This is a genomic window from Aeromonas sp. 9A (assembly GCF_963900955.1).
Lineage (GTDB): Bacteria > Pseudomonadota > Gammaproteobacteria > Enterobacterales > Aeromonadaceae > Aeromonas > Aeromonas salmonicida.
Map to the genome: position 1 here is coordinate 460,680 of NZ_CAWRFG010000001.1, position 26,040 is coordinate 486,719.

Annotated in this window: 23 protein-coding genes, 1 pseudogene and 1 riboswitch; of the genes and pseudogenes, 11 read left to right on the forward strand and 13 right to left on the reverse strand. The window is 57.3% G+C overall.

Annotation, left to right across the window (positions count from 1 at the left end):
• Window positions 1-24: 24 nt before the first annotated feature.
• The gene (locus tag AACX78_RS02240) at window positions 25-450 is read left to right on the forward strand and encodes a hypothetical protein (protein ID WP_034523673.1); all 426 of its coding nucleotides are present in this window, start codon (window positions 25-27) and stop codon (window positions 448-450) included.
• A gap of 21 nt (window positions 451-471) precedes the next feature.
• The gene (locus AACX78_RS02245) at window positions 472-1,086 is read left to right on the forward strand and encodes a superoxide dismutase (RefSeq protein ID WP_159165268.1); all 615 of its coding nucleotides are present in this window, start codon (window positions 472-474) and stop codon (window positions 1,084-1,086) included.
• A 65-nt stretch (window positions 1,087-1,151) separates the two neighbouring features.
• On the opposite strand, the gene AACX78_RS02250 is transcribed toward AACX78_RS02245, so the two are convergent.
• The 3 genes from AACX78_RS02250 to AACX78_RS02260 all read right to left on the reverse strand — a co-directional run bounded on the left by AACX78_RS02250 (window position 1,152) and on the right by AACX78_RS02260 (window position 5,929).
• Window positions 1,152-2,123 (reverse strand): SanA/YdcF family protein, encoded by a 972-nt coding sequence (locus AACX78_RS02250; RefSeq protein WP_201302759.1) that lies wholly within the window; start codon window positions 2,121-2,123, stop codon window positions 1,152-1,154.
• 216 nt (window positions 2,124-2,339) lie between these two features.
• The gene (locus AACX78_RS02255) at window positions 2,340-5,087 is read right to left on the reverse strand and encodes a collagenase (RefSeq protein ID WP_159165270.1); all 2,748 of its coding nucleotides are present in this window, start codon (window positions 5,085-5,087) and stop codon (window positions 2,340-2,342) included.
• A 509-nt stretch (window positions 5,088-5,596) separates the two neighbouring features.
• On the reverse strand, window positions 5,597-5,929 hold the full coding sequence (locus AACX78_RS02260; protein WP_005316030.1) for a hypothetical protein: 333 nt from the start codon (window positions 5,927-5,929) through the stop codon (window positions 5,597-5,599).
• Window positions 5,930-6,017: 88 nt separating this feature from the next.
• Window positions 6,018-6,104: riboswitch (cyclic di-GMP riboswitch) on the reverse strand.
• 906 nt (window positions 6,105-7,010) lie between these two features.
• On the opposite strand from AACX78_RS02260, the gene AACX78_RS02265 reads away from it, so the two are divergent.
• The 6 genes from AACX78_RS02265 to AACX78_RS02290 all read left to right on the forward strand — a co-directional run bounded on the left by AACX78_RS02265 (window position 7,011) and on the right by AACX78_RS02290 (window position 12,959).
• A complete protein-coding gene (locus AACX78_RS02265) occupies window positions 7,011-7,553 on the forward strand; it encodes a fimbrial protein (protein WP_034523670.1) in 543 nt (180 codons plus the stop codon).
• A 98-nt stretch (window positions 7,554-7,651) separates the two neighbouring features.
• Window positions 7,652-8,041 (forward strand): hypothetical protein, encoded by a 390-nt coding sequence (locus AACX78_RS02270; RefSeq protein WP_159167430.1) that lies wholly within the window; start codon window positions 7,652-7,654, stop codon window positions 8,039-8,041.
• 67 nt (window positions 8,042-8,108) lie between these two features.
• Complete coding sequence (locus tag AACX78_RS02275; protein WP_159165271.1) at window positions 8,109-10,640, forward strand: fimbria/pilus outer membrane usher protein; 2,532 nt, start codon at window positions 8,109-8,111, stop codon at window positions 10,638-10,640.
• 10 nt (window positions 10,641-10,650) lie between these two features.
• Window positions 10,651-11,382, forward strand: coding sequence for a fimbrial biogenesis chaperone (locus tag AACX78_RS02280; RefSeq protein ID WP_021140104.1), 732 nt, complete (start codon window positions 10,651-10,653; stop codon window positions 11,380-11,382).
• A gap of 2 nt (window positions 11,383-11,384) precedes the next feature.
• Window positions 11,385-12,410 (forward strand): fimbrial protein, encoded by a 1,026-nt coding sequence (locus AACX78_RS02285; protein ID WP_159165272.1) that lies wholly within the window; start codon window positions 11,385-11,387, stop codon window positions 12,408-12,410.
• A gap of 9 nt (window positions 12,411-12,419) precedes the next feature.
• Window positions 12,420-12,959 carry a fimbrial protein gene (locus AACX78_RS02290; RefSeq protein WP_159165273.1) on the forward strand — a complete coding sequence of 180 codons (540 nt, stop codon included), beginning with the start codon at window positions 12,420-12,422 and terminating at the stop codon, window positions 12,957-12,959.
• 1 nt (window position 12,960) lies between these two features.
• On the opposite strand, the gene AACX78_RS02295 is transcribed toward AACX78_RS02290, so the two are convergent.
• From AACX78_RS02295 to AACX78_RS02325, 7 genes are all read right to left on the reverse strand, one after another.
• Window positions 12,961-14,193: a winged helix-turn-helix domain-containing protein gene (locus AACX78_RS02295; RefSeq protein WP_159165274.1), complete on the reverse strand. Its 1,233-nt coding sequence runs from the start codon at window positions 14,191-14,193 to the stop codon at window positions 12,961-12,963.
• A 300-nt stretch (window positions 14,194-14,493) separates the two neighbouring features.
• Window positions 14,494-15,900: an AMP-binding protein gene (locus AACX78_RS02300; protein WP_159165275.1), complete on the reverse strand. Its 1,407-nt coding sequence runs from the start codon at window positions 15,898-15,900 to the stop codon at window positions 14,494-14,496.
• Window positions 15,901-15,910: 10 nt separating this feature from the next.
• Window positions 15,911-16,840 (reverse strand): o-succinylbenzoate synthase, encoded by a 930-nt coding sequence (gene menC, locus AACX78_RS02305; RefSeq protein ID WP_159165276.1) that lies wholly within the window; start codon window positions 16,838-16,840, stop codon window positions 15,911-15,913.
• On the reverse strand, window positions 16,840-17,700 hold the full coding sequence (gene menB / locus AACX78_RS02310; RefSeq protein ID WP_042868847.1) for a 1,4-dihydroxy-2-naphthoyl-CoA synthase: 861 nt from the start codon (window positions 17,698-17,700) through the stop codon (window positions 16,840-16,842). The genes menC and menB overlap by 1 nt, the downstream gene beginning before the upstream one ends.
• A gap of 175 nt (window positions 17,701-17,875) precedes the next feature.
• A complete protein-coding gene (menH, locus tag AACX78_RS02315) occupies window positions 17,876-18,634 on the reverse strand; it encodes a 2-succinyl-6-hydroxy-2,4-cyclohexadiene-1-carboxylate synthase (RefSeq protein ID WP_159165277.1) in 759 nt (252 codons plus the stop codon).
• Complete coding sequence (menD, locus tag AACX78_RS02320) at window positions 18,624-20,342, reverse strand: 2-succinyl-5-enolpyruvyl-6-hydroxy-3-cyclohexene-1-carboxylic-acid synthase (protein ID WP_159165278.1); 1,719 nt, start codon at window positions 20,340-20,342, stop codon at window positions 18,624-18,626. The genes menH and menD overlap by 11 nt, the downstream gene beginning before the upstream one ends.
• 36 nt (window positions 20,343-20,378) lie before the next feature.
• Complete coding sequence (locus AACX78_RS02325; protein WP_159165279.1) at window positions 20,379-21,734, reverse strand: isochorismate synthase; 1,356 nt, start codon at window positions 21,732-21,734, stop codon at window positions 20,379-20,381.
• A 208-nt stretch (window positions 21,735-21,942) separates the two neighbouring features.
• Between AACX78_RS02325 and AACX78_RS02330 the strand changes: the two genes are divergently transcribed.
• The gene (locus AACX78_RS02330; RefSeq protein WP_058394859.1) at window positions 21,943-22,848 is read left to right on the forward strand and encodes a 1,4-dihydroxy-2-naphthoate polyprenyltransferase; all 906 of its coding nucleotides are present in this window, start codon (window positions 21,943-21,945) and stop codon (window positions 22,846-22,848) included.
• 108 nt (window positions 22,849-22,956) lie between these two features.
• Window positions 22,957-23,175 (forward strand): DUF6500 family protein, encoded by a 219-nt coding sequence (locus tag AACX78_RS02335; RefSeq protein ID WP_005315999.1) that lies wholly within the window; start codon window positions 22,957-22,959, stop codon window positions 23,173-23,175.
• Between the two features lie 83 nt (window positions 23,176-23,258).
• On the opposite strand, the gene AACX78_RS02340 is transcribed toward AACX78_RS02335, so the two are convergent.
• Window positions 23,259-24,686 (reverse strand): PepSY-associated TM helix domain-containing protein, encoded by a 1,428-nt coding sequence (locus AACX78_RS02340; RefSeq protein WP_021140114.1) that lies wholly within the window; start codon window positions 24,684-24,686, stop codon window positions 23,259-23,261.
• Window positions 24,687-24,988: 302 nt separating this feature from the next.
• Between AACX78_RS02340 and AACX78_RS02345 the strand changes: the two genes are divergently transcribed.
• Window positions 24,989-25,357: a hypothetical protein gene (locus AACX78_RS02345; protein WP_249217753.1), complete on the forward strand. Its 369-nt coding sequence runs from the start codon at window positions 24,989-24,991 to the stop codon at window positions 25,355-25,357.
• 21 nt (window positions 25,358-25,378) lie between these two features.
• Here the strand turns inward: AACX78_RS02345 and AACX78_RS02350 are convergent.
• Window positions 25,379-25,483, reverse strand: a pseudogene (locus AACX78_RS02350) (YkgJ family cysteine cluster protein); the annotation flags it as partial.
• Between the two features lie 183 nt (window positions 25,484-25,666).
• Window positions 25,667-25,957 (reverse strand): YkgJ family cysteine cluster protein, encoded by a 291-nt coding sequence (locus AACX78_RS02360; protein ID WP_005315990.1) that lies wholly within the window; start codon window positions 25,955-25,957, stop codon window positions 25,667-25,669.
• Between the last annotated feature and the right edge of the window lie 83 nt (window positions 25,958-26,040).

The following is a 26,040-nucleotide window of genomic DNA, read 5'->3' on the forward strand; positions in this document are numbered from 1 at the left end:
GGGACAACCGACTCGGACAGCAGCATGGTGCATTGGAAGCAGCAGACCCTGAGTGGCAATCGCTATTTCGATGCCGGCGAGTACGCCAAGGCACTCTCCTATTATCAGCAGGCGCTGTGGCTGGCTCGCCAGCAGTTCTCTTTCTGGCACGATGCAGACGAGGCAGTGGCTGCCCTGGTGGTGGCTCACCACAATCTGGCGGATCTGTTGATCGCCATGACGCTGCCGGACCGCGCAGCCGATCTGCTGTGCCATATCCACGATTGCCTGCTTGCTACCAGTCAGTCCCCCGCCTGTCCGAGCCCACTGCGGGCCGCGGCTCTGCGCCATACCCGCAGCACCCATACCGAGCTGATCGCCTTCGTGCGCAAGCACGGCACTCAGGATGCCATTCAGCGTTGCCTCGGTCAGTGCCTGTGCCACGCCGAGCCCGCCCATCAACTGCATTAATCACAATAAAAAGAGGTGATCATGAGCCATACCCTGCCAGACCTTTCTTACGCCTACGATGCGCTGGAACCCCACATAGACGCGCTGACCATGGAGATCCACCACAGTCGTCACCACCAGACCTACATCACCAACCTCAACGTCGCACTGGAAGCGTTCCCCGAGCTGGCCGCCCTGCCGGTGGATGAGCTGCTTGCCCGCTTCGACAGCCTGCCGGTCAAAGTGCAGGGGGCGGTGCGCAATCATGGGGGGGGCCATGCCAACCACAGCCTGTTCTGGCAGGTGATGAGCCCGCAAGGCGGCGGTGAGCCGACTGGCGAGCTGGCGGAGGCGATCCGGCGGGATCTGGGAGGGTTGGATGCTTTCAAGCAGGCTTTCACCCAGGCGGCGTTGAGCCGCTTCGGCAGCGGCTGGGCTTGGCTGGTGGTCGACAAGGAGGGCAAATTGCAGGTGGAGAGCAGTGCCAATCAGGACAGTCCCCTGATGCAGGGCCATGTCCCCATATTGGGGCTGGACGTGTGGGAGCACGCCTATTACCTCAAGTACCAGAACAAGCGTCCCGACTATATAGCCGCGTTTTACAAGGTGATCGACTGGGACGAGGTGGAGCGTCGTTACCGGCAGGCGCTGGCCTGATCTGCTAGCGTCTTGTTCCATTCACAAAAAGAGACCCGCTATCCGGCGGGTCTCTTTTTGTCTGGTCAGGGTGTTGGATTGGCGCCTGCTGAACTGGTTGCCGCCGACGCACTGGCCGATGTGGCTGAACTGGTTGCAGCTGATGCACTGGTTGTCGTGGCAGCACTGGTTGCAACCGACGAACTGGTCGCTGTGGCAGCACTGGTTGCAGGCGATGTACCTGTCGTTGCTGCTGCGCTCGTGGTCGATGCGGCACTGGTCGCCGCGGCCGAGCTGGCGGCATTGACGGCGGGAGTGGTCTTGTCGCGCGGCTGCTTGTCCTGCGTCACAGGGGGAATAGGCAGGCAGGGCTGGCTCATACCCAGGGTACTCAATGTCAGGCAGGGAACCGGGCCGCCGATGACGATGGGCTCGCCGAGAAATTTGGGTCCCTTGTCCAAAACATAGAGGTCGAGCAGCCCCATCAGCCGGGCAAACACCTCGCGCACCCGGGTCTTGATACCCTGATAGGCGCTGGGATCCTTGGCGTTGAAGCCGACGGCCTCGATGCCGAAGTGGCGGGCGATGAAGATGGCGCGCTCGTTGTGAAAGGCCTGCGACACCACTGTGAAGTGGGCCTGACCAAACACCTCCTTGGCGCGCACTATGGAGTCCAGGGTACGAAAGCCGGCGTAGTCGCTGTAGATCACCTTGGCCGGAATGCCTGCCTGGATCAGGGCGCGTCGCATCTGGCGTGGCTCGTTGTACTGGACGGTCGCGTTGTCACCGGAGACCAGTATGTAGTCCACCTTGCCATTGTTGTAGAGCTCGGCGGCGGCCTTGATCCTGTATTTGAAGTAGTGATTCGAACTGCCACCAATCAGGTACTTGGAGGTGCCGAGCACCAGTGCGACCCTGTTGTAGGGCACCGCATCGACGTCGTCATAGGTGTAGTGGCGGGTGTCCGAGACGGTCCACTCGCTGTAGCCCAGCAGCATGGCGGCAGCTACCAGCAACAGGCAAAAGCAGGCGAGGAGGATCTTGGCAAACTTCTTCATGCGCGGTGCAGTTCGGGTCTGAAGTAGGAGGTGACAGAGGGTCATTCTATTACAAGTTGCCGCTGCGCGTCAGGCTTGATAACTGCCTATGGCGTCACTCGGGCAGAGGCTGTCGCATCTGGCTGTCTTCTAACCGCTTGATCCGTCACTTATATAAAGTACTCATATAAAAACAGAGGGCAGCCGTGGCTGCCCTCTGTCGCTAACGTCTCACCCTCAGTGGGAGGAGTCGTTGGCCTTGCACTCGTCAGATTCCTTGTTGGCCTCCCACCAGGGCAGCAGATCGCGGCTCAGCCAGCTCTGGTAGGCCTCGCTGTCGCTCGCGATCAACTGATCCAGCTCGGCTTCGAAGGCGCTCATCGCCTGCTGCTGATCCGGGTTGCGCAGGGCCTGGGCCATGGCAAGCCAGCTGGCACCGCGGCCGGTCTCGTTCAGGAAGCGATGCACCGTATAGGACCAGGAGTAGACCATCTCGCCACCCTTGTCGTAATCCAGGTGCAGTATGTCGGCCAGGCTCGGTCGTTCGGCCGCCGGGCGACCCGCCACATTGTCCATGCCACGGGCGAAGCACTGACCGTGGGCGATGAACTCCGCCAGCCCTTCCGACCACCAGGTGGTGCGATTGAGCGGGTAGTGACCGAAGCTGCCGTACTGGTTGAAGCGGCCATCCAGATAGTGCACATACTCGTGGCGCAGGTTCCACACCTGGAAGGCGGGGCGTTTCCACTCAGCCTCATAGGCGAAGAAGCGGGCCTGGTTGCCGGGGCGAGCCGGATCTCCTTCGATGTAGATGCCGCCGTTGTCGGTAGAGACACCACCAAACAGGGCGCCGCCGTAGCGTTTCCAGTCGGCGGAGGAGTTGAAGATCACCAGCTCCAGTGCCTCGTTGTTGTCATCCGCCACCGGCTGCCAGCCTGTTTCCATTTGCTGATGGAACTGCTGCTCCTCGGCGCCCAGCTCGCGGCAGATGCCGTCGGCCTGATCCTGGCTCAGCTCCTGGGCCCGCAGGCGCAGGGTCGGCGAGCAGGTGTGCTCGAACGGCAGCACATCCTCCAGCCGTATCGGGGTGCAGAGACCGGCAAACTCGCCGCTGATGCAGGCTTCGCTGGTGCGATCCGTGTAGGTCAGATAGTAGGTGGAGAGGGTCAGTGACATGTCCTCCAGCAGATCCTGGCTCTGCTGGCCACCCGGGATCAGGCTGTGATGACGGATGAGGTCGATGACTGAGCCATCCAGCAGCTTGCGATAGTTTTCGCTCTCGTCGGGACGGGTATAACGGGTGACCCGATAGAGGCGGGTGTAGGCATCCAGCACGTTGTTGAGCAGGAACAGATCCTTGCCATCCCGTCCTTGCCACAGCGACAGCTCGCTCATGCCGAGGGCGTGCAGCTGTTTGCGCAGCTCACCATCCTGCTGGCGGAAATCGGTGGCGAAGGCATCACTGTAGTCACTGGCGAAGTCGAGGAAGTTGAGCAGATCAAACAGACCCGTTGCCCAGGCATGCTGACCATTGATCTCGCTGGCGTGGCGGGTGCTGTAAGCCAGCATCTGGTTGAACTGGCCGAGCAGGGTACCGAACCGGCTCTGCACCGCCGGGCTTTTGAACTGGCCATGCAGGGCGATACTCCAGGCACCCATGACGGCTCCCACCTCATCGCTGACCTGCTCCGGATAGAGCAGCGGATGGGCACCGAGCGCAGTCAGGGCTTCAGCCAGCGCCTCGGCGGCGGCCGGGCCATCTTCCTTGTGCTTGCCGTAGTTGTGATAGTTGTGGGCGCGCACATATTCGAGCAGCAGCTTCATGGCCGGATGGGCGGGCTGATTGGCCGCCAGCAGACTCTGCATGCCCCGTGATACGGCCAGCAGCTTGGTGTCATCGTGGCCATAGTTTTCCTGCCAGACGGGAGCGGGCTGACCGCTGGCGTCCTGCACTATCCTGGCGGCATCGGTATCCAGCAGATCCGTGCCCGGTTGCTCCGGCTCGGAGCAGGCGCGGCCATCGGCGCGACGGCAGTCGAGCTGCTCCTCCTTGCTGGCCAGCACTATGGGGCGATTGAGCACCCGGCTCTCTTGCCACTCGTCGGTTTCCGGCAGTGTCTGCCATTCGCTGCCACCGACCGGGTATTGATAGCCGGTGTCTTTCAGTACTACCTGCACCTCGCTGCCGGCGGGCAGGGTCTGGCGGCAAACCCGATAGCTGATGGTCTTGTCCCCTTCCTGGCGGGTCTGGGGTTCATCGCACTCCTGCTGGGCCCTGGTTTCGTCCAGCTGCCAGCTGTACTTGCGCCATACGTGGATCTCGCTCACCTGGCTGGCGGCCTGACTGCCTGGCACGGGTTGCAGGCGGAAGAAGATCTGCTCGAGGCGGCCATCCCGCTCGTTGGGGGTCTCTTCCAGCACGCTGAGTTGCTGCCAGTTTTGCGGCTGATATTGCCAAACCTGCTCGGCGCAGCGGCCCTGGGCGTTGAGCTCGCAGCGATCCAGCTCCTGCTCGCTGTGACCCAGTATGATGCGCTCGGCCAGCGGCATACGATCCTGGCGAGGTGCGGTTGGGGTGCCGGTCAATGGCTCCCAGCGGCCCTGCTCCATGCCGTAGCCATAGTCATAGCTGCTGGCCGGGATGGCTTTGCCTGCCGGCACCACCTGCTCGCAGCTGAGGTAACGGATCTGCCAGCCCTGCTCAATCCTGAGCTGCGGCTCGCCGCAGACTTGCTCCGCCAGAGCACTGAGGTCGCTATCGTTCCAGTCGAAGCGGCGATAGACGCGCAGTTGCTGATAGGGGGCATCGTCATTGCGGGCGCTGAGTTCGTAGGTGACTTCGGTGACGCGATCGCTCAGCTGGCGGCTCGATTCACCGTTCAGCCGGTATGCTTGCCAGTCGGTGGGGGAGTAATTGGCCAGCGCCGAGGTGGCGAGCAGGCCCGGTGCTACCAGAAGCAGCAACCTTGTACCCAGATTGTTCATTTTTATCCCTTTGGATGAGAGTCTGCGTGGTTATCGCGGGCAATGTACTCAGTTCCAAAAGGGTATCAACTCACCAATCAGGCCATATAAATCATTTATTTAGCATCTATCAAAATAAATTGAGTCTCATTGGGGGCTGCAGTGATAGCAAGGACTCATCTGCCATCTGGGGGGGATCTAAGCCTCCACGCTGTGAATGTGATCCAGCTCTCGTTTGAGGTTTGCTGTGCCGTGGGCAGGTGGGCCTCATGTCCGAATGGTATGGAGGCTCTGTACTGGCGATCGCCAGGCGTTTATGTGGTCATGATGCTGTGACCCAGGAAAGGGTGAATAGGGAAGGGGAACAGATCGAGAGGACTCGGAGCAGAGGGGCAACCGAGACTGACAAGAGGGACGCGACACAAAGGCAACAGAGGTTGCTTTGCCAGTGGCCAAGGCAGGCTGCCGACAAACCAATCGGTATGCCGGCCCTTATCCTCAAGCAATCCTGAGCCAGGCTCAGGAGGAAACTAGAGGTAACTGACGGTCACTATGGCCATGCTATTGCTGCCTTCTGACAGCTTGTAATTTAGGGTGCCATTGATGGCGTTGAGGCTGCCAGTTTGTCGCAGGCTGGCCAAATCCAGGGTTTGGCGCTGTGCGCCGGAATAGCAGGTCACGCTGTTGTCAGAAAAGTCACAGGGTGATTCATAAATGGTGCCAGTCAGGGTCACTGTGCCATCGTAAGCCGACGCGGTAGCTGGCAACAGTGCAGCACCAAGCAGCAAGGCGGTGGCGGCTGAGGAAGCGCAACGGATAATGCTTTTGCGGACAGAACCGGTGGAGGGGATGCAAGTGTTCATTTTATGTCCTTTTCGTCACATGTCGTTGTACGAAAAGGGCAACGCAATCAAAGAGAATGGCATTCAGATCATGACATCACTCTTCTCAGTTGGCAGCTCCGCTGTCTTAGGTATCTACACCCTTAGACCGGTGGCTTTGCGTCCCGACCTTTCGATCGGTTTGCCCTTTACTCTATGTTCGGATGATAACACCCCACTTTGAGAAATCAATCGCTATAAAAAAAGATGGGATATAAGTCACACCTCACAAGTGCCGATTAGTATTGGTGGGAAAATATGCCTGTTCCATATTGATGATTTTTTATTTCCTTCCAATTAAATTAATTGTTATGAATGCCTGTAAAGAGTGAGCCAACAACTGCGGATGTTTTAAAGCCAATGTTATTTGACATGGAAACGTTGAATGTTATCCCTGCCGTGAGAGCAAGGTGTGACCTCTTGTGCATCACAGTCAGCTTCAGATAATCCTGATTGCCTGATTGCCTGATTGCCTGATTGCCTGATTGCCTGATTGCCTGATTGCCTGATTGCCTGATTGCTTGAGCGTGATCAGAAGCATGGCCAGGAGAGTATATTTATCGTGCTCGATGTTGTTTTTTTGTTAATTTGGTTTGTTGTGTGATTAGGTTATTGGTTAATTTAATATCGCCAATGTTCAATGCAGAGTTGTTAATGGTTTTTTGTTATTTTAAAGTGTCACAAGATGAGCTTAAGTGCATGATTTTAAAGTGTTTAAAAAAAGATTTATAAAAATCAAAATGTATTTGATATGTATCAAATGCGTCGTTAATTTGTTTCCCAAGCAAAGGTTGAAAGCAGTATTTCTACACGGCTTACATGGATATGTATTCGTGCAGATATAAAAGGTAGCGGGAACTGCCTTTGATACGGTCTTCTACCTTGGCTTGATAAAATTGGACATACACAGATCAACTGATTGTCTGGCTCATATCTTCACCGGCTTAATGAAGAGAAAGTCATGCAAGAGTAGCTTTGTGGCATATCGCCTCATTATTTAACACTGTGACTCCAGCATGGTTTAGGTGATGAGATAAAACACACGTTAATGTAGGTATAAAGAATGAACGCTAATAAAATTTTGGTTGCTATGGGTGTTGGTTCCATGCTGCTGTGCGGCTCTGCTGTTGCTGCCGGCGGTGCTGGTTCAGGTAAAGTCACCTTTAACGGTGAAATTATCAATGCCCCTTGCTCTGTTGCTCCCGAGTCTGTTGACCAGGTTGTTGAAATGGGCCAGATCAGCACCAAAGAGCTGGTCAAAGGTGGTGAGTCCAACTCCAAGCCGTTCAGCATCAAGCTGCTGAACTGTGAAATTACCCCTGATGAAGATGCTGTTAAAGTGACCTTCAGCGGCGCCAAAGATCCTGTCGATTCCAGCCTGCTGGTGATCGGTGGCGGCCAGGCAGCTGGTGCTGGTATCAAGATGACAGCTCCGGGCGGCGCCCCGATCGTACTGGGTACCCCGACTTCCGCCTTTGGCTTGGTGAATGGTGATAACGAGCTGCCCTTCAGCGCCGTGCTGAAAGGCTATGCCGACCAGACTGCCAACCCGCTGACTGCCGGTGCTTTCACTGCAGTGACCAACTTTACTCTCTCCTACGAGTAATAGTCTGCCTTAACGTGTGATACGGGTTGTGGTGGTGCAAACCACCACAACTTCACACATGGTTTCCCCCACATCGTGCCTTGACCATGAAAACTCCAATGATTGTGCCAGTCGTGTTGCAGGTTGTGATGATGGCAATGCCTGCGTATGCAAATGAAGTAACGGATGGGTTGGCCGAGTCAGGCTGCACTTTGGATGAACAAAGAAAAACTCCCCAGCAACAAGCCAACCACAGAGTACTGAAAGTCAGTGGGTGTCAGATAGAAGGGCGAGCGGATACCTCACTGCCTTTTATATCCATGTCTGTTCATGGTGTCATGAATGATGAACTGGGTATTGTCAGTGACGGGAAATATCACAAGGTATCTGGGGAATACTTTATTATCTCCGATATTGTCAACCGTGATATGGAACTTGATTTGAGGGTGAATAATGGTGTGCTGTTCTATCCGAGCAATACAGCCCTATTTGAACTCAACTATATGTAAGCAACCCGATTGCTTAGTGTAGATACCTCATTATGTGAGACCGTTATGTTACCCCTAGAGTGAATATATGAGCGTTTCAACATCAAACTCTGTTAGAACACATTATCTAAAAATGGCTTTTATGCTATGCGTGCCTTGCCTGTTGGCAGTGGCAAATAACGCGTTGGCAGAAACGGAGTTTAATATTGATGCGCTTGATCTGGACGAGCGAACCAAGATAGACCTTTCCCAGTTTGCAGATGAAGGTTATATCCTGCCTGGTGATTACTATCTTGAGATTGAGGTCAACAAGAACAAGCTACCACTCCAGAAAATCCCTTTTTATGAAGTGGAAGACGGCAAGGGAAAGGGCGGCGTTGCCTGCTTGCCTCAGGATCTTGTCCCCAGGATGGCGCTGACGGATGAAGCCATCGCCAAGATTGACAGCTGGCATCAGGGTCAGTGTGCCAACCTTCTGGCGCTGGATGGGGTCATCATCTCCAATGATATTGGTAACGGCTTGCTGAGGATTGCCGTCCCCCAGGCCTGGCTGAAATACAGTGACCCCAACTGGATTCCGCCCGAGCAGTGGGACGTCGGCGTCACTGGTCTGATGCTGGATTACAACCTCAATGCCCAGGTCAATGAAGGGCGCGACTACTCCAACAGCAACCTCAGCAGTTACGGTACCCTGGGGGTGAACTATGGTCCCTGGCGCCTGCGTGGCGATTACCAGGCCAGCGCTTATTGGGGGGATGACGAGCGGTCGTCAGCCGAGCTTAACCGTCTCTACGCATACCGGCCTCTGTCGACCATGGCCGCCAAGCTGACCGTGGGCGAACAACAGCTCAACTCCCAATTGATCGATGGTTTTCGTTATACAGGTGTCAATCTGGCCAATGATGAGCGCATGTTGCCGCCCAGCTTGCAAGGCTATGCCCCCGAGGTGAGCGGCATCGCCAAGACCAACGCCAAAGTCACCATCTCCCAATCTGGCCGCATCATTTATGAGACCAACGTGCCTGCCGGCCCATTTCGTATTCAGGGATTGGACAGTTCTGTGCGTGGTCGCCTCGATGTGCGGGTGGAAGAGCAGGATGGCAGCGTCAGCTCTTTTCAGGTGGATACGGCAACCGTGCCTTATTTGACCCGGCCAGGGTATGTTCGCTACAACATCTCGGTCGGCGCCCCATCAGAACTGGGTGACTCTGCTCACGATATCCATGGTCCTGGTTTTGTGACGGGGGACTTCTCATGGGGGGTGGCGAACTCCTGGTCTCTTTATGGTGGTAGTCTGGTTGCTGGCGAATATAACTCCATGGGCCTGGGGATTGGTCGCGACCTGTATGCATTCGGTGCTATTTCTGCTGACTTGACCCAATCCATTGCGAAATTACCGGGTTTATCTACCAAGATTGGCCAGTCATTTCGGTTGAACTATGCCAAGCAGTTCGATGAATACAACAGCTCCATCACCTTTGCGGGTTATCGTTTCTCGCAACACAACTTCATGACAATGTCGCAGTTCCTGAATAACAAGGACCGACTGGAAAATAATAACGTTGCGTCGAGTGATGATTACAATACCTGGGGTGATAAAGAGCTATATACCATTACTGCCAACAAGACATTCTGGGCTGATGATGCTGCCAAGGCATTGACCATGTATATGGATTACACCCATAGAACCTATTGGAATCACGATGCGGAAGATCGTTACGGCCTGTCCATCAACAAGAGTGTGAATATTGGCAGTTTCAAGGATGTCTCTCTCTATTTGTCTGCTTACAAGACCAAGACAGAGAATTATGAGGATGACAAGAGTGTCATGCTGACGGTCAGCATGCCGATCGGGGACAGGAAGAGTGCGGGATACAGCGTGCAGTCTTCCAACGGCAAGGTCACCCACCTGGCAACCTATCAGGATTACAGCCGGCCGGATGATACCTATCAGCTGGGGGCCGGGGTGCAGAGCAATGGTCATGCGGTCGCGCGAGGCTATTACAACCACAACAGTGACATCGGCGCCGTCAGCCTCAATGCCTACAGCGTACAGAGCGAATACACCTCGGTCGGTGCCAGCATGCGGGGCGGTTTGACGGCGACCGAACATGGCGCCGCCTTGCATCAGGCGACCCGACGTGGAGGAACCCGCATGATGGTCGATACCGGCAAGGTCGCCGATGTCTCTTTCAATAATGGGCGTGCGGTAACGAACCGGTTTGGCGTGGCCGTGATCAGCGACATGACCGATTATCGCAAGAGCGATACCCGTATCGACGTGGACCAGCTGAGCGATGACATAGATGCCATGAATGCCATCAAGCAGGGAACCCTGACGGAAGGTGCGATTGGGTATAATGCCTTTGAAATTGCCCAGGGCTTCAAGTTGCTGGCCAGCGTCAGGCTGCCCAATGGTTCCTATCCGCCCTTCGGTGCGACCGTCGTCAATGACGCCGGACGGGTACTCTCCGTTGTGGATGAGGATGGCCTTGTCTATCTGGCGGGAGTAAAACCGGATGAATCGTTTGAACTTTCCTGGGGTGGTGCCCGTCAGTGCAAGATAGCGGCACCGCACGAAGTAACCGATCTGTCGATGAAGACGCTCACTTGTAAGTAATGGGAACCCGATGAAAAAGCTGCTCTCTTTTACCTGTCTGGCCGTATTGGGTATGACGTCACTGAACGTCAGTGCCGCGATTGTGCTGGATCGTACTCGCGCCGTTTATCCTGGTGGTGCCAAATCCATCAGTCTCAACATCAAAAACGAAAATCAGAAGCTGCCTTATCTGGCGCAGGCCTGGATTGAAGATGCCCAGGGGCAGAAGATCGCTTCGCCTTTCGTGGTGCTGCCGCCAGTGCAGCGGGTGGATGCCAATCAGAAGTCGATTGTCAGGATCGCCTCTGTGCCTGCGATCGAGACGTTGCCAAAAGATCGCGAATCTATCTACTACTTCAACCTGCGCGAGATCCCGCCCAAGAGCGAGAAGAGCAACGTCATGCAGATTGCCGTGCAATCCAAGATAAAGCTCTTCTACCGCCCCGAGGCCATCCTCCCGGAGCGTGGTGCCGTCTGGCAGGATCAAGTGACGATCACCAAACAGGGCACAACCCTGAAGGTCAATAACCCGACCCCTTACTACGTCACCTATGTCGGTCTGGCTCATCCCAAGGGCAAAGAGAAAACATCCATTAAAGGCTTCTCTGCCTTTATGGTGGCCCCCAAATCCGAGCTGGATGCCAAGATCCCCGAGACGTTGGGCAGTGAATTCATAATCAGCTATGTAAACGATTACGGCGGATATATGGATATCAAATACCAGTGTGTCGGCAATGCCTGTAAAGCCATAAAGGGGACATGAACATGATATTTCGTGCAGGCGTACTTGGTGTCATGTTTTTGTCCATGCCAGCGATGGCCATTAATGGTGAGGTTAGGGCAACCACAAAAACCTATGACATTGAACTGACAAAGGAAGATATAGCCAACCAGGTCAATGCAACGAAAGAATTCAAGTGGGATTTGAATGGTACTTACCCTGGTACGGCATTCTGTCCTGCCCAGGACATTATCAATCAACCAATCTATTACAAAGCAGTCATGAGTGCAGGGTTACCCAGCGTTGGCGGTGGATTCGTCAAGTTGAATGAATTTCTGGATCTCAAGGTTGATATCTGGATTGAAGGTAATCGTCAGGCATATGTAACGGCCCCCTTTAATGAAGAATCCAATCAGGGCAGGTTCACCTGCTACAAGAGAAATGGCTCTGCACAATTTGGTTTTAGAAGTGGTAGCAAGGGAAAAGTGACCTTCCGCGTTCGCAAGCCAATTATCAATGGTGTGCAAATTGCTGACCATGAGATAGTCGAGATGTTTGGTCGATTGGGTAAAACTGATGTTGGCTTCAATAATGACGTCATGTCAAGAATAGTCATCAAGTCTTCTGTGCTTTATGTACCAGAAAAATGTACTATTAATGGCGGTCTGTCAATAGAAGTTGAATTTGGTGATCTGCCAGGGGTCGGTTTAGATGGCAATAATTATGAAAAAACAGTTCCGCTAAGCTTTGTTTGTAGTGGCGGGGTGTTTGATAAAGATGCATCAATGAAAATAAATTTGGCGATTTCTGGCAAGCCGGTTTCTTTTAACTCAAATTATTTGAGAACCACTCGAGATGGCTATCAGGGTGGAAATACCATTAATAACCTGGGTATAAAATTCAAACAACTGGATGGAGCGCCTCTCAACCTGAATGACTGGTATCCAGTTTCCATGCAGGGAAATATCGGTGACTGGGGGTTTATTGCGGCACCTGTAAGTCCTGCCGGTGTTGAAGTCGAAGCCGGTGATTTTTATGCGACCGGTACGATCGTTGCTTCATTTCAGTAGGAGGGGGGTATGTTGCGCTTAGTCTATTTCGGGTTGCTAATTATCCCTTTATGGGTCAGTGCTGCGGCTGACGACCTTGAACTCCTTGGCGGCGCACTCAACCTGCATGGCCGAATTATTGACCAGCCATGCCTGGTATCACCCGAGTCAGCCGATCAGTCGGTCGACATGGGGGTAGTTGACGTCAGGGAACTCTATTCAGCCGGTGCCGGGGCCCAGGTGCCTTTTGTTATCCGCCTGACCAACTGCAAGCCAGGCATCTTCCGCATGGCCAAGGTGACCTTCAGCGGTTCGGCAGATCAGCAGATGAGCGGTGCTCTGGCTTTTTCCGCAGGTTCTGCCAAGGGGGCGGGTATCCGGTTGTATGATGTCACTCAATCCCCGCTGGATTTGGGTACTCCTTCCCGTGGCTATGTGCTGGGCAATTCAACAGAGAATGAGCTGAATTTTTTCGCTCGGGTTGAAGGCCACCCGGATGCCATCGCCGCAAGGAATATCAAACCTGGCGATTATACCGCCGTGGCCAATTTCATTGTTGCCTATGAATAACTCAAGGGTCATTGCGCTGGATGACCTTCAAGTTTTCTCTGCTGGGCCAGGAGAGAACGCCCCCCATATAGCTGGATAAATATATTCCACCCGGCAGTTGGATGAACAGCGCCTTCTGTTTTGGTGGCGTCAAGGCTGCGACCAGAGTGGCGACCATGCTATTATTGATGAGTGCTTTCTGGTCAATGAAGTTGACAATGGTATTCTTTATTTCGACCGCAATATCATCATCATCACGTTCTACATCCCCGACGGAATCTAGGTTGAACAGTGTCTGTCCCTTATGATCGGTTGCAATCACGGTCGCTACCACAATCTCTCTGTTCATGGTGACAATCATCTTGCTCTTTCTGGTTATTTCTACCCAGTTCTCTGGCGCCAGGCAGCTGCTATGATATCTGACAACGGTATGTGGATTGTTATAATAATTGTGGGAAACATTCTCTCCCTGCAACGCCATCGTTGCTACGACACATTGCAACTCTTCCATGACAGGGTGGCCCGCTCTCAACAGGAAAATATTTTCTGACAGAAGTTTGTTTTTATTGTCAATGGAAAAGTAGCTGATAGCTTCCTTTCCGATGAGAATGGAAACATGTTCATCTTCATAATGAGGGATGCGCTGAGCAAGCGGTTTCAGGTTTTCTATCTTCAATTTCAGGGTTTGCTCTGTATCACTGGTCATATAAAGAGATACATGGCTGAGATTGATCGTTCTCAGGGTATTGGCATTGGTATAGTGGTAAATTAATATCACCAATGAGGTAATAGATACCATGATCAATGCAAACAGCATGATGCGTTTTGGACTGAAATAGCGGTCATATCGTCTACGGCTATATTGTCGTCTTGGTTGTGGCATGTTTGCAGGCGTTGGCACTATGTTATCAGTAGCTACCGTTTCCTCTTCTTCTCCGCTGATCTCAACCGGTGCACAGAAGATATAACCGACTCTCGGAATAGTATCGATTGCGTCCAGTAAACCAATGGATTCCAGTTTTCTGCGCAGAGAGAGGATCTGACGGTTAAGGTTGGTATCGGTATTGTCCTGATTTGGCCACAAGGTCTCCTGCAGCTTGCCTCTGGCAATGACACTGCCTGCCTCATCACACAGCATTTCGAGTAGCTCTGCTTCCTTGTTGCTGAGCTTGATGTCTCTTTCTCCCTTTGAGAGCTTGAATATTGCAGCGGAGAAAATAATATCCTCTGCAATTTTATAATTTTTGTTACTCATGTGTGACTCGTCTTACCGCCAAGGAGTGCATTTTACCATCATGTGGCAGTTGTTCAAATAATGAAAAAACTACAATATCTTTAATTATCAATTATTTAGGTTTCCATTGAGGTGCCTGGCAGCGGGTATGGTACTACAGGTTATTAATTTGGTTCAAAAAACACTCAAAAAGATGGCCGTTTATGTAATCGTTCTCACTTAGCCTGCAGCCTGAGTATGTTTTTGGCCTCGTTCGCGAGTTTTGTTGAATACGGTGCGGATCGGATGGATCTGTTGTGCCAGATCTTGTCGTATGGCGGTTTATTGCTTGAAGATTGACTGCTGATACAGCTTTCGCTGTGGTTTGAGAGCCCCGCCCATGTCCGGCCAGGGTTGCCAGAGGTCCGGCACCATAAAGCCGGGTAATGTCTGCCTGAGCCAGGCGGCCAGCTCCGGATAGGGCACAGGTTCCCCATGCCAGTCGATGAAGGCGGCGGGTCTTTGCCCCCACTCCTCACTCGGTATGGGCACCACCAGTGCCTGGGCCACGGCAGGGTGATCCACCAGTCGCTGCTCTATGGTCTCTGGCTGGATATTCTCCCCGCCCGAGATAAACAGATTGTCGATCCGCCCCTCCACCACCAGCTCTCCGTTGGCGGTGACATGCCCCTGGTCGCGGGTGTGAAACCAGCCAGCCTCGTCGAGCGGTCGCTCCAGTACGCCCTCCTTGAAATAACCGGCAAACAAGGTGTCACCGCGTACGCAAATTTCCCCTTGTTGAATGCAGACTTCCCGCCCTGGCAGCGGCCTGCCGACCAGACCCGCAGTGGTCGGCAGGCCGGTACAGACCTGGCTGGCCATTTCGGAGAGGCCATAGCTCGACTTGGGGGTGAAGCCCATGGCCGTGAGGCGAGCAACCAGCGGCTGCGGGATGGCGGCGCCACCGAGCAACAGCTCGCGCAAGCGGGTGCGAGCGGGGTCAAAACCCTCAGCCATCAGCCGCCAGAGCTGGGTCGGTACCAGCGACAGGTGAGTGATGGGTTGGCATTCGAGACGCGTCTTGAGGGGCTGGCTGCGCTCGTCCAGCACCAGGCTGGCCCCTGCCAGAAAGACCCGGAACAGGATGGCGTAGCCGCCGACGTGAAACAGCGGCAGGGAGAGCAACCAGCCGCACTCCTCATCCAGCGGGATAAGGGAGGCTGAGCCTCGCGCCGAGGCCAGGTGGTTGGCGAGACGATGCACCACGGCTTTCGGTGCGCCGCTGGAGCCCGAGGTGAGGATCATGTTGTTCAACTGGGCAGGCGCGAGTGGCCAGGGCTGCTCGGTAGCCGCCACTTCTGTGCTGAAATCCAGCCGCAGTGGGCACCCACTTCCAGCCGGAATTTCGCCCGCCGACCAGAAGGCGGCCACGTCCAGCTGCTGTGCCAGCTCGGCCTGTCTGGTCAGTGGAAAGGCGGGGTTGAGCGGGCAGAAAATGATGCCGCTGCGCACGCAGGCCCAGGCCAGCAAGACGTCTGGCAGAGCGCCGCGCACCACGGCAGCCAGCCGGTCGCCGCTTTTCAAGCCGGCCCCCTCCAGTTGCAGGCACAGGCTGTTGAGCCTTGCATCCAGCTGCTGGTAGTTGAGGGGACTTGCTGTGTGGATGGCGATCCGGTGGGGCGCGGCTTGTGCCCAGTGGCGCACCGGGCATGGCTCTAAATGGGAGTGATGGTCCGATGTCGGCAGCATGCAGGCCCCTTCAGTCACGATGAAACAGGGGCTCCAACAGACTCAGGTCGGGTTTGCCTTGAGTATCCAGCAGGTCGCTTGCCAGCCAGCGTTTGGTGTCCAGGCCCGGTGCCTGATCCGGCGCCCATTCACCCGCGAGACGGACGAGCTGGCCGAGGCCGACCCCGGACTCGAAACAGGAGGAGACGATCACTTTCAGGCGCAGCTCGCGGGCGCGGGCCACCAGGGCTTCGCTGTTGGCCAGCGAGCCGAGCAACATGGGTTTGAGCACCAGGGCTCTCAGCTGCGGGATGGGCTCCCAGGGTTTGCCTTGTGCCAACAGCTCGTCGATGGCGACCGGCATGCCGGTGCGGTTTGCCACGAAGGCGATGTCGTCAAAGTTGGCGCAAGGGTCTTCCAGATATTCGATCCGGTTCGGATCCAGATGACCGCAGAAGGCCCAGGCTTCCTCACGGGTCCAGCCCTGATTGGCGTCCAGCACCAGCTTGAGAGTGGGGATGCGATCGCACAGCAGGCGGATCAGCGCCAGCTCGTCGCGCATGGGATAACGGGCCACTTTCAGCTTGGCCTTGGTGGGCGTCTGATGCAGCCAGTCCTTCCAGTGTTTGAGCAGCTCCTGGGGGGAACCTTGAATAAGGGGATAGGGTGCGGGCAGGGTGGCGGTCTGTTCAGGCCAGATTCGGCGCGCGCAATCGAACCCAAATTGCACCGAAGGCAGCAGGGGCGAGATGGGCTGTCCCTGAGCCAGTTGCTCCAGACAAGCGAGCGCTTCGGCTTGCGCTTCGGCCAGGGTCTCTTTGGAGAAACCGGGCAGGGGAGCTATTTCCCCCCAGCCCTTGTCAACGCGAACCAGCAGGCCCTCTCGCGCCACCTCCACCTTGCCGTGAAAGGTCAGGGGCTGGGTAAAAGGCAGTTGGTAGCGATAGAGAGCGAGTTTCATCAGGGATTCCGCTTGTATTTGGAGAAGTCGGGACGACGTTTTTCGTTGAACGCGTTACGCCCTTCCTGACCCTCTTCGGTCATGTAGAACAGCATGGTGGCATTCCCCGCCAGCTCCTGCAAGCCGGCCTGGCCATCGCAGTCGGCGTTGAGGGCCGCTTTCAGGCAGCGCAGCGCCATCGGGCTGTTTTGCAGCATCTCGCGGCACCAGCGCACGGTTTCGCGCTCCAGCTCGGCCAAAGGTACGACTGTGTTGACCAGCCCCATGTCGAGCGCTTGCTGGGCATCGTACATGCGACAGAGGAACCAGATCTCGCGGGCCTTCTTCTGGCCGACGATGCGGGCCATGTAGGAGGCGCCCCAGCCACCGTCGAAGGAGCCGACTTTCGGACCTGTCTGGCCGAACTGGGCGTTGTCGGCGGCAATGGTGAGATCGCACATCATGTGCAGCACGTGGCCGCCACCGACCGCGTAACCGGCCACCATGGCGACCACGGGTTTCGGGCAGGTGCGGATGTCACGCTGGAAGTCGAGCACGTTGAGGTGGTGAGTGCCTTCGTCGTCCTGGTATCCACCGTAGTCGCCACGGATCTTCTGATCGCCACCGGCGCAGAACGCCTTCTCGCCGAAGCCGGTGAGTATGATGGTGCCGATATGATCGTCATAGCGGGCATCGGCCAGCGCCTGCAGCATCTCTTTGACGGTGCGGGGGCGGAAGGCATTGCGTACCTGAGGGCGATTGATGGTGATCTTGGCAATACCATCGCCGGACTTGTGATAGAGGATGTCCTCGTAACCGGCGGAGCAATCGCGCCACTCGACAGGTGCGTACAGTTCCGCTTCCGTCATTGCCTCAATCATGGTTTTTTCCTTCTGATCTGGTAGAGCAGAGTTGAACAATAGAGTTGAGCAATATCGTCATGCTGGACGAGGGTATACAGTCCCGCTTCCGTCATTGCATCAATCATGTGCACTCTCTTTTTCTTGTTGGTGATAAGCCCGCGACGCCGGCTCGGGTAAAGGGTGTCATGCCGTTTTATGGCGTACTCGCAATCCAGTCGCGCAGGCACGAGGCAAAGCGCTCGGGCTGGCTGGCGTGCAGATTGTGGCCGCCATCCAGGGTCAAGTGATTGATATTGCAGCCCTGCTTTACCAACTGGCAAGCCAGCTGATGGAATTTGTGATCCCGGCTGCCGGAGAGCCAGGTCACCGGCAACCGGGTGCTGACGAGCCAGGGCGCGAGGTCTGGCTGCTGGCCCAGCGAGGTGGCGCGCAGCATGGTCGCGACGGCCGGGCCCTGATTGCCAAGGCGTCCGGCTATCTGGCGGGCGCGAGCGGCCTCGTCGAGATCGGCAAAGACTCCCTGCTGATACCAGTCGGCCAGCACTTCTGTCAGCGGTTCGCGCTCAAAGCGCCGGGCCCAGCACTCGTCGTGTTCGATGCGAGCGGCCCGCTCGGCCAGCGGCAGGCCGGTATGGCAATTTTCCAGCAGCAGTGCCTGCAATCCGGCAGGGGATTGGCTGGCATGATAGAGGGCGAGCCGCCCGCCCAGCGAATAGCCGGCCAGTCGGTACTGCTCGATGCCGAGTGCTTTTAGCTCATCGCAGAGCCACTGATTAGCCTGCTCGAAGCCGGTCACACTCACCCCTTGATGGCTGCCGTGGCCCGGCAGATCCAGCGCGTGGCAATCTATTCCAGGCAAGGCTTCGATCACTGGCTGCCAGTCGCGGCCATCGCCGAGCAGACCGTGCAGCAGTACCAGAGGCAGTTCCTGGCTGTTCGGGTTAGAGGCCACGAATAGCCGCCCCCAGTGCCTTGAGATCCTCGGCGACTTCGCTGCTCGGTACCTTGATTTCAATCAGGGTTACTTTCTTTTCCAGCGCCGGTTTTTTCAGGGCTGCTGTGTAGGCCAGCTCGAATTCAGCCAGCGTGGTTGGCGCCCGATAATGGAGGCCGAACATGGCGGCGGCGTGCTCGAAGTGCAGGCCGTGGGGCAGGCAGTAGTAGGTCTCCAGCAGCCGATCGCCGGTGGGCACCGGCAACATGCGAAAGATGCTGCCACCGTCGTTGTTGAGCAGGATCACCACCAGTGGCCGGCTCGATTTGCCGAGCAGGGCCAGACTGTTGAGATCGTGCAGGGCACTGAGATCGCCAATCAACAGGGTTGTTGGCTGGTCGCTCGACTGGGCAAAACCATAGGCGGTGGCGATGAGGCCATCGATGCCGGAGGCGCCGCGGTTGGTCATCACCCGGCTCGGCCCCTTGCCCGCTTCGCCGAGCATGTCCATCAGCCGGGCCGGCATGCTGTTGCCGACAAACAACTGGCCTTGAATCAGGTTGCCCAGCCGATGACAGACACCGAGCTCGGAGAAGCGATCGCAAGCGCTGCGGATCTGGCGGGTGGCGCTCTGCTGGCGCTCCGCCAGCCGGTGCCAGGGCAGGTGGCGAGTGCTCACTTTGTGGGTCGCGGCGAAGACGGCGTGCTCGCATACCAGACGGCGGCGCAGCCGGTAATCGGGATCGAGCCGCGCCGGCTGTGGGTCCACCAGCCAGTAATCCTGCCAGGGATGTTGCTTGATGAACTGGCCGAGCCGCTTGGAGATGAGGCGGGCACCGAATTGCAGCAACACTTCGGCGCGGGCCAGCTCGGCCACGAAACAGCTGTTTTGCAGGGCAAGATCCATGTGGATGAGGTTGCGGGCATCGAAGCGGATCTGGCTCTGCAGGTCCGCCAGCAGCGGCCAGCCGAGGCGCTCGGCCAGCTCGGCCACCACCTGCGCCTGGGCGGGATCCTGAATGCGTCCCGCGACTATGATGCCGCGTTTGCCCTGCAAGGCCGCCCAATCGGGCTGGCGGGGACAGATCTGTTCATTCTGCTGCCAGGGGCTCCAGGGCTCGTTTGAATGGAGCCAGTCGCCGAGGGGGGCTAGATAGCCGGAAAAATCCAGGTACTCATCACCGGGATAGAGGGGCTCGGGGTACATGCAGTTGAAGTGCACCGGCCCCGGCGTCAGAGCCTGCTGGGCCAGCGCCTGATCCACCGAGCTCAGCACGAAGGCCGCGGGTATGGTCGGGGTGGGGCTCGGCAGGTTCTGCTGATAGACGGGGTAGCGACCGAAGATCCCCTGCTGATCGATCGCCTGGTTGGCGCCGTTGTCGATAAGCTCGGGCGGACGATCGGCCGAGAGGATAATCAGCGGCACGCCTGTGAGTTGCGCCTCTGCCACGGCGGGCCAAAGGTTGGCGACCGCTGTGCCCGAGGTCATGATCACCGCCACCGGTCGACCGCTGCCCTTGGCCAGCCCCAGCGCCATAAACCCCAGGCCCCGCTCGTCAAAATGGAGGTGGCGGCGAAAGCCGGCATGGGCGGCTGCGGCCATGGTGAGCGGTGCCGAACGTGAGCCCGAGGCCAGCGCTATGTCTCGCACGCCGAGGCGATAGAGCTCTTCCAGCAAGAGGGAAGACCAGACGTGATTGAAGGTGGCATGTTGACTGGCAAACATGAGGCTCTCGCTGAATGAGGGGTCGATGAGAAAACGCTATCCCAGCAGGGAGAGCACATTGGCGATCTTGTTGTCGAGTTCGGCCCACTCGGCGGCGGGCTCGGATCCCGCCACTATGCCAGCCCCGGCATAGAGTGTGATGGTCTGCGCCGTGACGCGGGCGCTGCGGATGGCGACGGAGAACTCCGAGGTCTCCCGGCTCAGCATGCCGCAGGCACCGGCATACCAGCCGCGATCATGGGGCTCGAACTCGCGGATGAAGGCCAGAGCGGCTTCGCGCGGGGCGCCGCCCACTGCGGGGGTGGGGTGCAGGGCGTCCAGCAGTTGCCAGTCACACACACCAGGCTTGAGTTCGGCCTCTATGTCGCACTTGAGGTGTTGCAACAGCCGCAGTTTCAGAATGCGCGGCTCGGTCAGGCTGGCGCCCGTAGTGAGCGGGGCCAGTCGACTGAGTATGTCGGCATGCACCAGCCTGTTCTCCAGCCGGTTCTTGCTGTCGGCCAGCAGCTCCGCGGCCAGGGCTGCATCGGTCGCCTCATCGCCGGAGCGGCGTATGGTGCCTGCCAGCGCCTCGGTGAAGAGATGATCCTGTTCCCGGCGGTAGAGCCGCTCGGGGGAGCAGGCGATAAAGCTCTGCTCGGGGGAAAACTGAAAGCCGAAGTGGAAGCAGTCCTGGGCATGCTGTGCCCACTGTGCCAGCAGGGCCCAGGGGGAGACGGCATTGCCGGCATTATGTGTGGCATCGGTCCTTGCGTCATCCAGGGTAAGACGGCTTTCCCGTGACAGCACTACCTTGGGGGTGTGCGCCTGAAAATCGGGGGCTGTGACCCGTTCCACCAGTTGCTGCCAGTGCGGCTGGGCAGGGCAATCCTGGCGTTGCCAGTCGCGCCGCAGCAAGGGGGAAAGCGGCGCTTCCGGCAGCAGGGCATCAAGCGCTGCTTCGGCGGCCAGCATTTCGGCATCGAACTCGGCCACTGCTTGCTGCTCCGGTAGCCAGAGATTGAGGCAGAGGCTGACACACTCGCCCCGGCGCACCAGCTCGATACGGGGCAGCACGAAACGGCAGGGGCCGAATCCCTGCCAGCCGGGCTGGGCGGGATCGAACGCCAGCCCGCCGTAGTAGCGCGGGCTGTCATCGTGGAGCTGGTTGGCGTGCTCACAGACCTGTTGTATGTCTTGTGGACGGGTCAGTTCGCGAATGCAGCCCAGCGCCACATACTCGGGCTTGTCGTGCCCTCTGGCATGCCAATAGATGCGGGGATAGAGAGTCTGCGCCGCGAGCCAGCCCAGAAAGGAGCCTACCTCGATCGCCACGCGCAGCCGGACGAAGCCGCTGGCGTTGCTGTGACGCAGGGCGTCCAGTTGTTGCTTGATATGGGTCTGAGCCAACATGGATTTCGTCTATGAGCCGATAGTGACGGTCAATCCTGCAGAAGGATGCCGTTGGTTTATGCCAAAGGAGCGATTATTCCTATATATTATCTGCCCATTCGTCCATGTAAATCGCCCGGGGAGCTTACCTCCCGAGGCGCCAAGTATACCGAAATCCAGTTCGATAACCCTTAACACGATCAATATCTGATTGTTTGGCCATCACAATATGACAAATACCTTCTCTATCTGGTTGCTGGCGGCGCGTTTGCGAACCTTGCCGCTCGCGTGCTCCTCCATTTTGCTGGGCTCGGGGCTGGCGGCCAGTCGTGGGGCCTTCGATGGCACCATAATGGCACTCTCCCTGCTGACCGCCATACTGCTGCAGATCCTCTCCAATCTGGCCAACGATTACGGGGATGCGGTATCCGGTGCGGACAATGGCGAGCGGATCGGTCCTCAGCGCGCCGTGGTCTCGGGTCTCATCACCCAAAAGCAGATGTGCGTGGCTATGGGGCTGACCGCCCTGGCTGCCGTGGTGAGCGGCCTCTCTCTGCTGGGTTGCGCCTTTGGCGATCAGTGGCTGCAGATCCTCACTTTCGTGGTGCTGGGTGGCGCAGCCATAGTCGCGGCCATCACCTACACGGTGGGCAAGACCCCTTACGGCTATCGCGGGTTCGGGGATATCTCGGTGTTCCTCTTCTTCGGTCTGCTGGGGGTACTCGGCTCCTACTATCTGTTTACCAAGACACTGGCGTGGGATCTGCTGCTGCCGGCCACTGCCTGCGGCCTGCTGGCGACCGCCGTGCTCAACATCAACAATGTGCGGGATATAGAGACGGATGCGGTCAGCGGCAAGATCACCCTGGCGGTGCGGCTGGGTCGCAACCGTGCCATCGCCTACCACTGGCTGTTGCTGGGGGCGGCGCTGGTCAGCACCATCGCCTTCCTGCTGACCCAGCCCGCCAGTTTCTGGCCCTGGATCTTCCTGCCTGCCATGAAGCCCCTCACCGATGCTGCGCGCACCCTGCGTGAAAGCTACGATGGCGAGGTGCTGACCGGTGCCCTCAAGAAGACCGCCATCAGCGCCTTCCTGTTCAGCCTGCTGCTCTCCATCGGGTTGGCGCTCTCCTGATGGGATGCTTGCTTGTTTTTTATGTGAAAAGGGCTTCCGATGCGGGAGCCCTTTTTGTGTGCTGACGCGACTCGTTGGCACGTTACCAGTCAGACAGGAGAACGCCTTATGCGCGAGTCACTCAAACAGAAAATCATCCAGGTTTGCCGCCAGAAAATAGCGCAGAAGGGGGAGACGGTCGGGCTCTCTTTTTATGCGTTTTTCGCCAACAGAAATGACGACCCCGACTTGCTGATGGAGGCGGCGACCTGGTGGATCCAGACTCACAGACTCGACCATTTCGAGAAGGCCAGAAAGATCCTCCAGCTGGTCGAGGGGAGCAAGTAGGACAGGGATGAAACAAGCAGGGCTCCAAGAAGGAGCCCTGCCTGCATATGGCGTTGTCACCCCATCGTTCGGGTGAGTGACACTCAGCTGGCTTGGGCCAATCTGGGGGCCCGGCGGGAGAAGAAGAGGCTGTCCAGCAGCCAGATGACCAGCATGGAAGCGCCCACCAGCGGGAAGGCGATACCGAGCAGGATCAGCAGGGCGATGGCACCGCGCATAGGGGGCAATTTGGCAGGCAGCGGCGGGGCGGCGAGACGCCCCTGCGGGCGGCGGCTCCACCAGATCCAGAGGCCGCTCACCGAGCTCAGCAGCACCATCAGGCAGATGACCAGCATGGCGAGCTGATGGGGCCAGCCATAGAGTTTGCCCATGTGCAACATGACGCCGGTTTCCACCGTCTTGGCGACCGGGCCGTAATCCTGCCAGCGCACGTCGGCCAGTACCTTGCCGCTGTACTGATCGATATGCAAGGTGGCATCGTTGCGCGGATCGTCGGCGAACAGGGCTATGGTGTAGACGCCGCTCTCACCGACCGGTGGTGTGATGCTATAACCCGGGCTGACCTGGCGTGCCTGTGCGATCTCAACCACCTGTTGCAGCGGGATGCGGTGGCTGGCCATGACAATGTCATCCTGCTCGCCGCCCTGGTGCATGGCGCTGTGATCATGACGCTTGGCTGCTGGCTGTGAACTCGGCATCGGCATTGTCTCCACCGCCCAGGGCACTGTCTGTTCATGGGAATGGTTGAGGTTGCGGACGAGAGGGGCGGATTTTGGGACCTCGTTCCACATGGCGGCGGGGAAGCGATTCCAGAGGTCGGCGAATTGAGCTCCCCAGAATCCGGTCCAGGTCATGCCGCTCAGCAGCAGCAACAGCAGGAAGCCCGCGCCCCAGAAGCCGACCACGGCGTGCAGATCGCGCCACCAGAGGCGTCCTCGCTGGTTCAGTCGTGGCCACAGGATACCGCCGACACCCGGGCCCTTGCGCGGCCACCAGAGATAGAGGCCGCTGACAAGCAGCACTATGCCCCAGCCGGCGGCCAGCTCGATCAGCCGATCCCCTGTGGTGCCGAGCAGCAGATCGGCATGCAGGGCGCGAGCCACCGCCTGCAAGTTCCACTTGTTGTCCATGGTGCCTAGCAGGGTGCCGCTGACAGGATCCATAAACAGGGTGAGTTCATTGCCTTGTTGCGTGACGATAAACTGGGCGCTCAGATCCGGTGCGGCCGGTGGCAGGTATTTGCTCAGGTTGGCGTCCGGCATGGTGGCCCGTGCCTTGGCCCACAGGGCATCGGCGCCAAGGGGCTTGCCCGGCAGTTGATCGGCGCTCAGGATGTGGGCGGCGGGGGGTACCTTCATCAGCTCGGGATAGAGCAAATTGTCGAGCTGGGGTTTGAACAGATAAACGATCCCTGTCAGTGAGAGCAGGATCAGGAAGGGGGCGACGAAGAGGCCGGCGTAGAAGTGCCAGCGCCAGATCCGCTGGTAATGGCTCGAGGCCCTGTTTTTCATCTCTGATCCTTGCGCTAATGACCAACGTTTCTGCTGGTGGAATGTTTGTGGCGGCGCGGATGATAACAGCAACGTTTTGTTAACTGCAACAGAACATGATGGGCTCACTCTGGGAGTGATACAGAGCGTCAGCGTGAGGCTCGGGGAGTCAAAAGGTGGCGCTGTCGGCGTCAGGGTGCTGGATGTAGCATGGACTTTTTGTAGATAAATCCTTACCTTGTTGCAACATCCGGCTGTGCTGGCACAGTGAAAATCCATGGAAGGAGGCGGACGTGACGTTACAAGCACACGGTCATTTCAAGATGCAGCGGCAGGGACAGGTGCTGATCTGTCAGCCGAGTGGTCCCTTCAATCTGATGGGGGCCATGGCCTATGAGTCAGCCTTCAGCCAGCAGTTCGCCCAGTTGCGTGATGCGCCCTGGGGAATTGTCGAGGTAGCAACCGAATTTGAGGCAGCAGGGCCCGAGGTACTGGCCCGTTTTCGTCGCCAGTTCGGCTGGTGCGCCGCCAACGGCTGCGCCTTTCTGGCTGTGGTGCTGGCGGGGAGCTTCAAGCAATACCTGGCGGATCAGATATTCCACGACCTGCCGTTTCAGGAGGTTCGCTACTTCGGGCAGACCGACGAGGCGCTTCACTGGCTTAAGCAGCAACTGGCCGCGAAACCGGCTTAGGTCAGTACCTTCGTATCGTGACTAGCTCAGGTTGATAAACCATTTATCCCGCTCGTCAACGCAGTCGGGCTCGCCCATCTCGAATTCACGGCAGATAAGCGGGCGAACTTCGTAGAAGCGGCACATCGTTGAGAGTGCGGTCCAGCGCAGCTTGCTATCCCTTGATCAACTCAGGTTGATAAACCATTTATCCCGTTCGTCGACGCAGTCGGGCTCGCCCATCTCGAATTCGCGGCAGATAAGCGGGCGAACTTCGTAGAAGCGGCACATCGTTGAGAGTGCGATCCTGCGCCGCTTGCTATCCCTTGGTCAACTCAGATTGATAAACCATTTATCCCGTTCGTCGACGCAGTCGGGCTCGCCCATCTCGAATTCGCGGCAGATAAGCGGGCGAACTTCGTAGATACGGCACATCATGGTATTGCGATCGAGCGCCGCACACCAACCATCTTCCAGCCGGTGCATCACGGGCACCTGTCCCTCTATCTCGTCCACGTAGCGGTCCGGTACGCCGGTATCGGTAAACAGCATGACTTCGAGGCGGCAGCAGCAGGCTTCGCAATTCTGACAGCTGACTTCGGCTTGGGGTTCTCTGTTCATCTGTGTTGTCCATGCCATGGGAATGGCACATGTTCGATAAAAAACAGGCGCCTGCAAAGGCGCCCGAGTCGTGGTCAAGATTG

What these genes read in the sequence shown, in the direction of transcription:
- AACX78_RS02240 (WP_034523673.1), top strand. Translation starts at nt 25, where the DNA reads ATGGTGCATTGGAAGCAGCAGACCCTGAGTGGCAATCGCTATTTCGAT.
- AACX78_RS02245 (WP_159165268.1), top strand. Translation starts at nt 472, where the DNA reads ATGAGCCATACCCTGCCAGACCTTTCTTACGCCTACGATGCGCTGGAA.
- AACX78_RS02250 (WP_201302759.1), bottom strand. Translation starts at nt 2,123, where the DNA reads ATGAAGAAGTTTGCCAAGATCCTCCTCGCCTGCTTTTGCCTGTTGCTG.
- AACX78_RS02255 (WP_159165270.1), bottom strand. Translation starts at nt 5,087, where the DNA reads ATGAACAATCTGGGTACAAGGTTGCTGCTTCTGGTAGCACCGGGCCTG.
- AACX78_RS02260 (WP_005316030.1), bottom strand. Translation starts at nt 5,929, where the DNA reads ATGAACACTTGCATCCCCTCCACCGGTTCTGTCCGCAAAAGCATTATC.
- AACX78_RS02265 (WP_034523670.1), top strand. Translation starts at nt 7,011, where the DNA reads ATGAACGCTAATAAAATTTTGGTTGCTATGGGTGTTGGTTCCATGCTG.
- AACX78_RS02270 (WP_159167430.1), top strand. Translation starts at nt 7,652, where the DNA reads ATGATTGTGCCAGTCGTGTTGCAGGTTGTGATGATGGCAATGCCTGCG.
- AACX78_RS02275 (WP_159165271.1), top strand. Translation starts at nt 8,109, where the DNA reads ATGAGCGTTTCAACATCAAACTCTGTTAGAACACATTATCTAAAAATG.
- AACX78_RS02280 (WP_021140104.1), top strand. Translation starts at nt 10,651, where the DNA reads ATGAAAAAGCTGCTCTCTTTTACCTGTCTGGCCGTATTGGGTATGACG.
- AACX78_RS02285 (WP_159165272.1), top strand. Translation starts at nt 11,385, where the DNA reads ATGATATTTCGTGCAGGCGTACTTGGTGTCATGTTTTTGTCCATGCCA.
- AACX78_RS02290 (WP_159165273.1), top strand. Translation starts at nt 12,420, where the DNA reads ATGTTGCGCTTAGTCTATTTCGGGTTGCTAATTATCCCTTTATGGGTC.
- AACX78_RS02295 (WP_159165274.1), bottom strand. Translation starts at nt 14,193, where the DNA reads ATGAGTAACAAAAATTATAAAATTGCAGAGGATATTATTTTCTCCGCT.
- AACX78_RS02300 (WP_159165275.1), bottom strand. Translation starts at nt 15,900, where the DNA reads ATGCTGCCGACATCGGACCATCACTCCCATTTAGAGCCATGCCCGGTG.
- menC (WP_159165276.1), bottom strand. Translation starts at nt 16,840, where the DNA reads ATGAAACTCGCTCTCTATCGCTACCAACTGCCTTTTACCCAGCCCCTG.
- menB (WP_042868847.1), bottom strand. Translation starts at nt 17,700, where the DNA reads ATGATTGAGGCAATGACGGAAGCGGAACTGTACGCACCTGTCGAGTGG.
- menD (WP_159165278.1), bottom strand. Translation starts at nt 20,342, where the DNA reads ATGTTTGCCAGTCAACATGCCACCTTCAATCACGTCTGGTCTTCCCTC.
- AACX78_RS02325 (WP_159165279.1), bottom strand. Translation starts at nt 21,734, where the DNA reads ATGTTGGCTCAGACCCATATCAAGCAACAACTGGACGCCCTGCGTCAC.
- AACX78_RS02330 (WP_058394859.1), top strand. Translation starts at nt 21,943, where the DNA reads ATGACAAATACCTTCTCTATCTGGTTGCTGGCGGCGCGTTTGCGAACC.
- AACX78_RS02335 (WP_005315999.1), top strand. Translation starts at nt 22,957, where the DNA reads ATGCGCGAGTCACTCAAACAGAAAATCATCCAGGTTTGCCGCCAGAAA.
- AACX78_RS02340 (WP_021140114.1), bottom strand. Translation starts at nt 24,686, where the DNA reads ATGAAAAACAGGGCCTCGAGCCATTACCAGCGGATCTGGCGCTGGCAC.
- AACX78_RS02345 (WP_249217753.1), top strand. Translation starts at nt 24,989, where the DNA reads ATGCAGCGGCAGGGACAGGTGCTGATCTGTCAGCCGAGTGGTCCCTTC.
- AACX78_RS02360 (WP_005315990.1), bottom strand. Translation starts at nt 25,957, where the DNA reads ATGAACAGAGAACCCCAAGCCGAAGTCAGCTGTCAGAATTGCGAAGCC.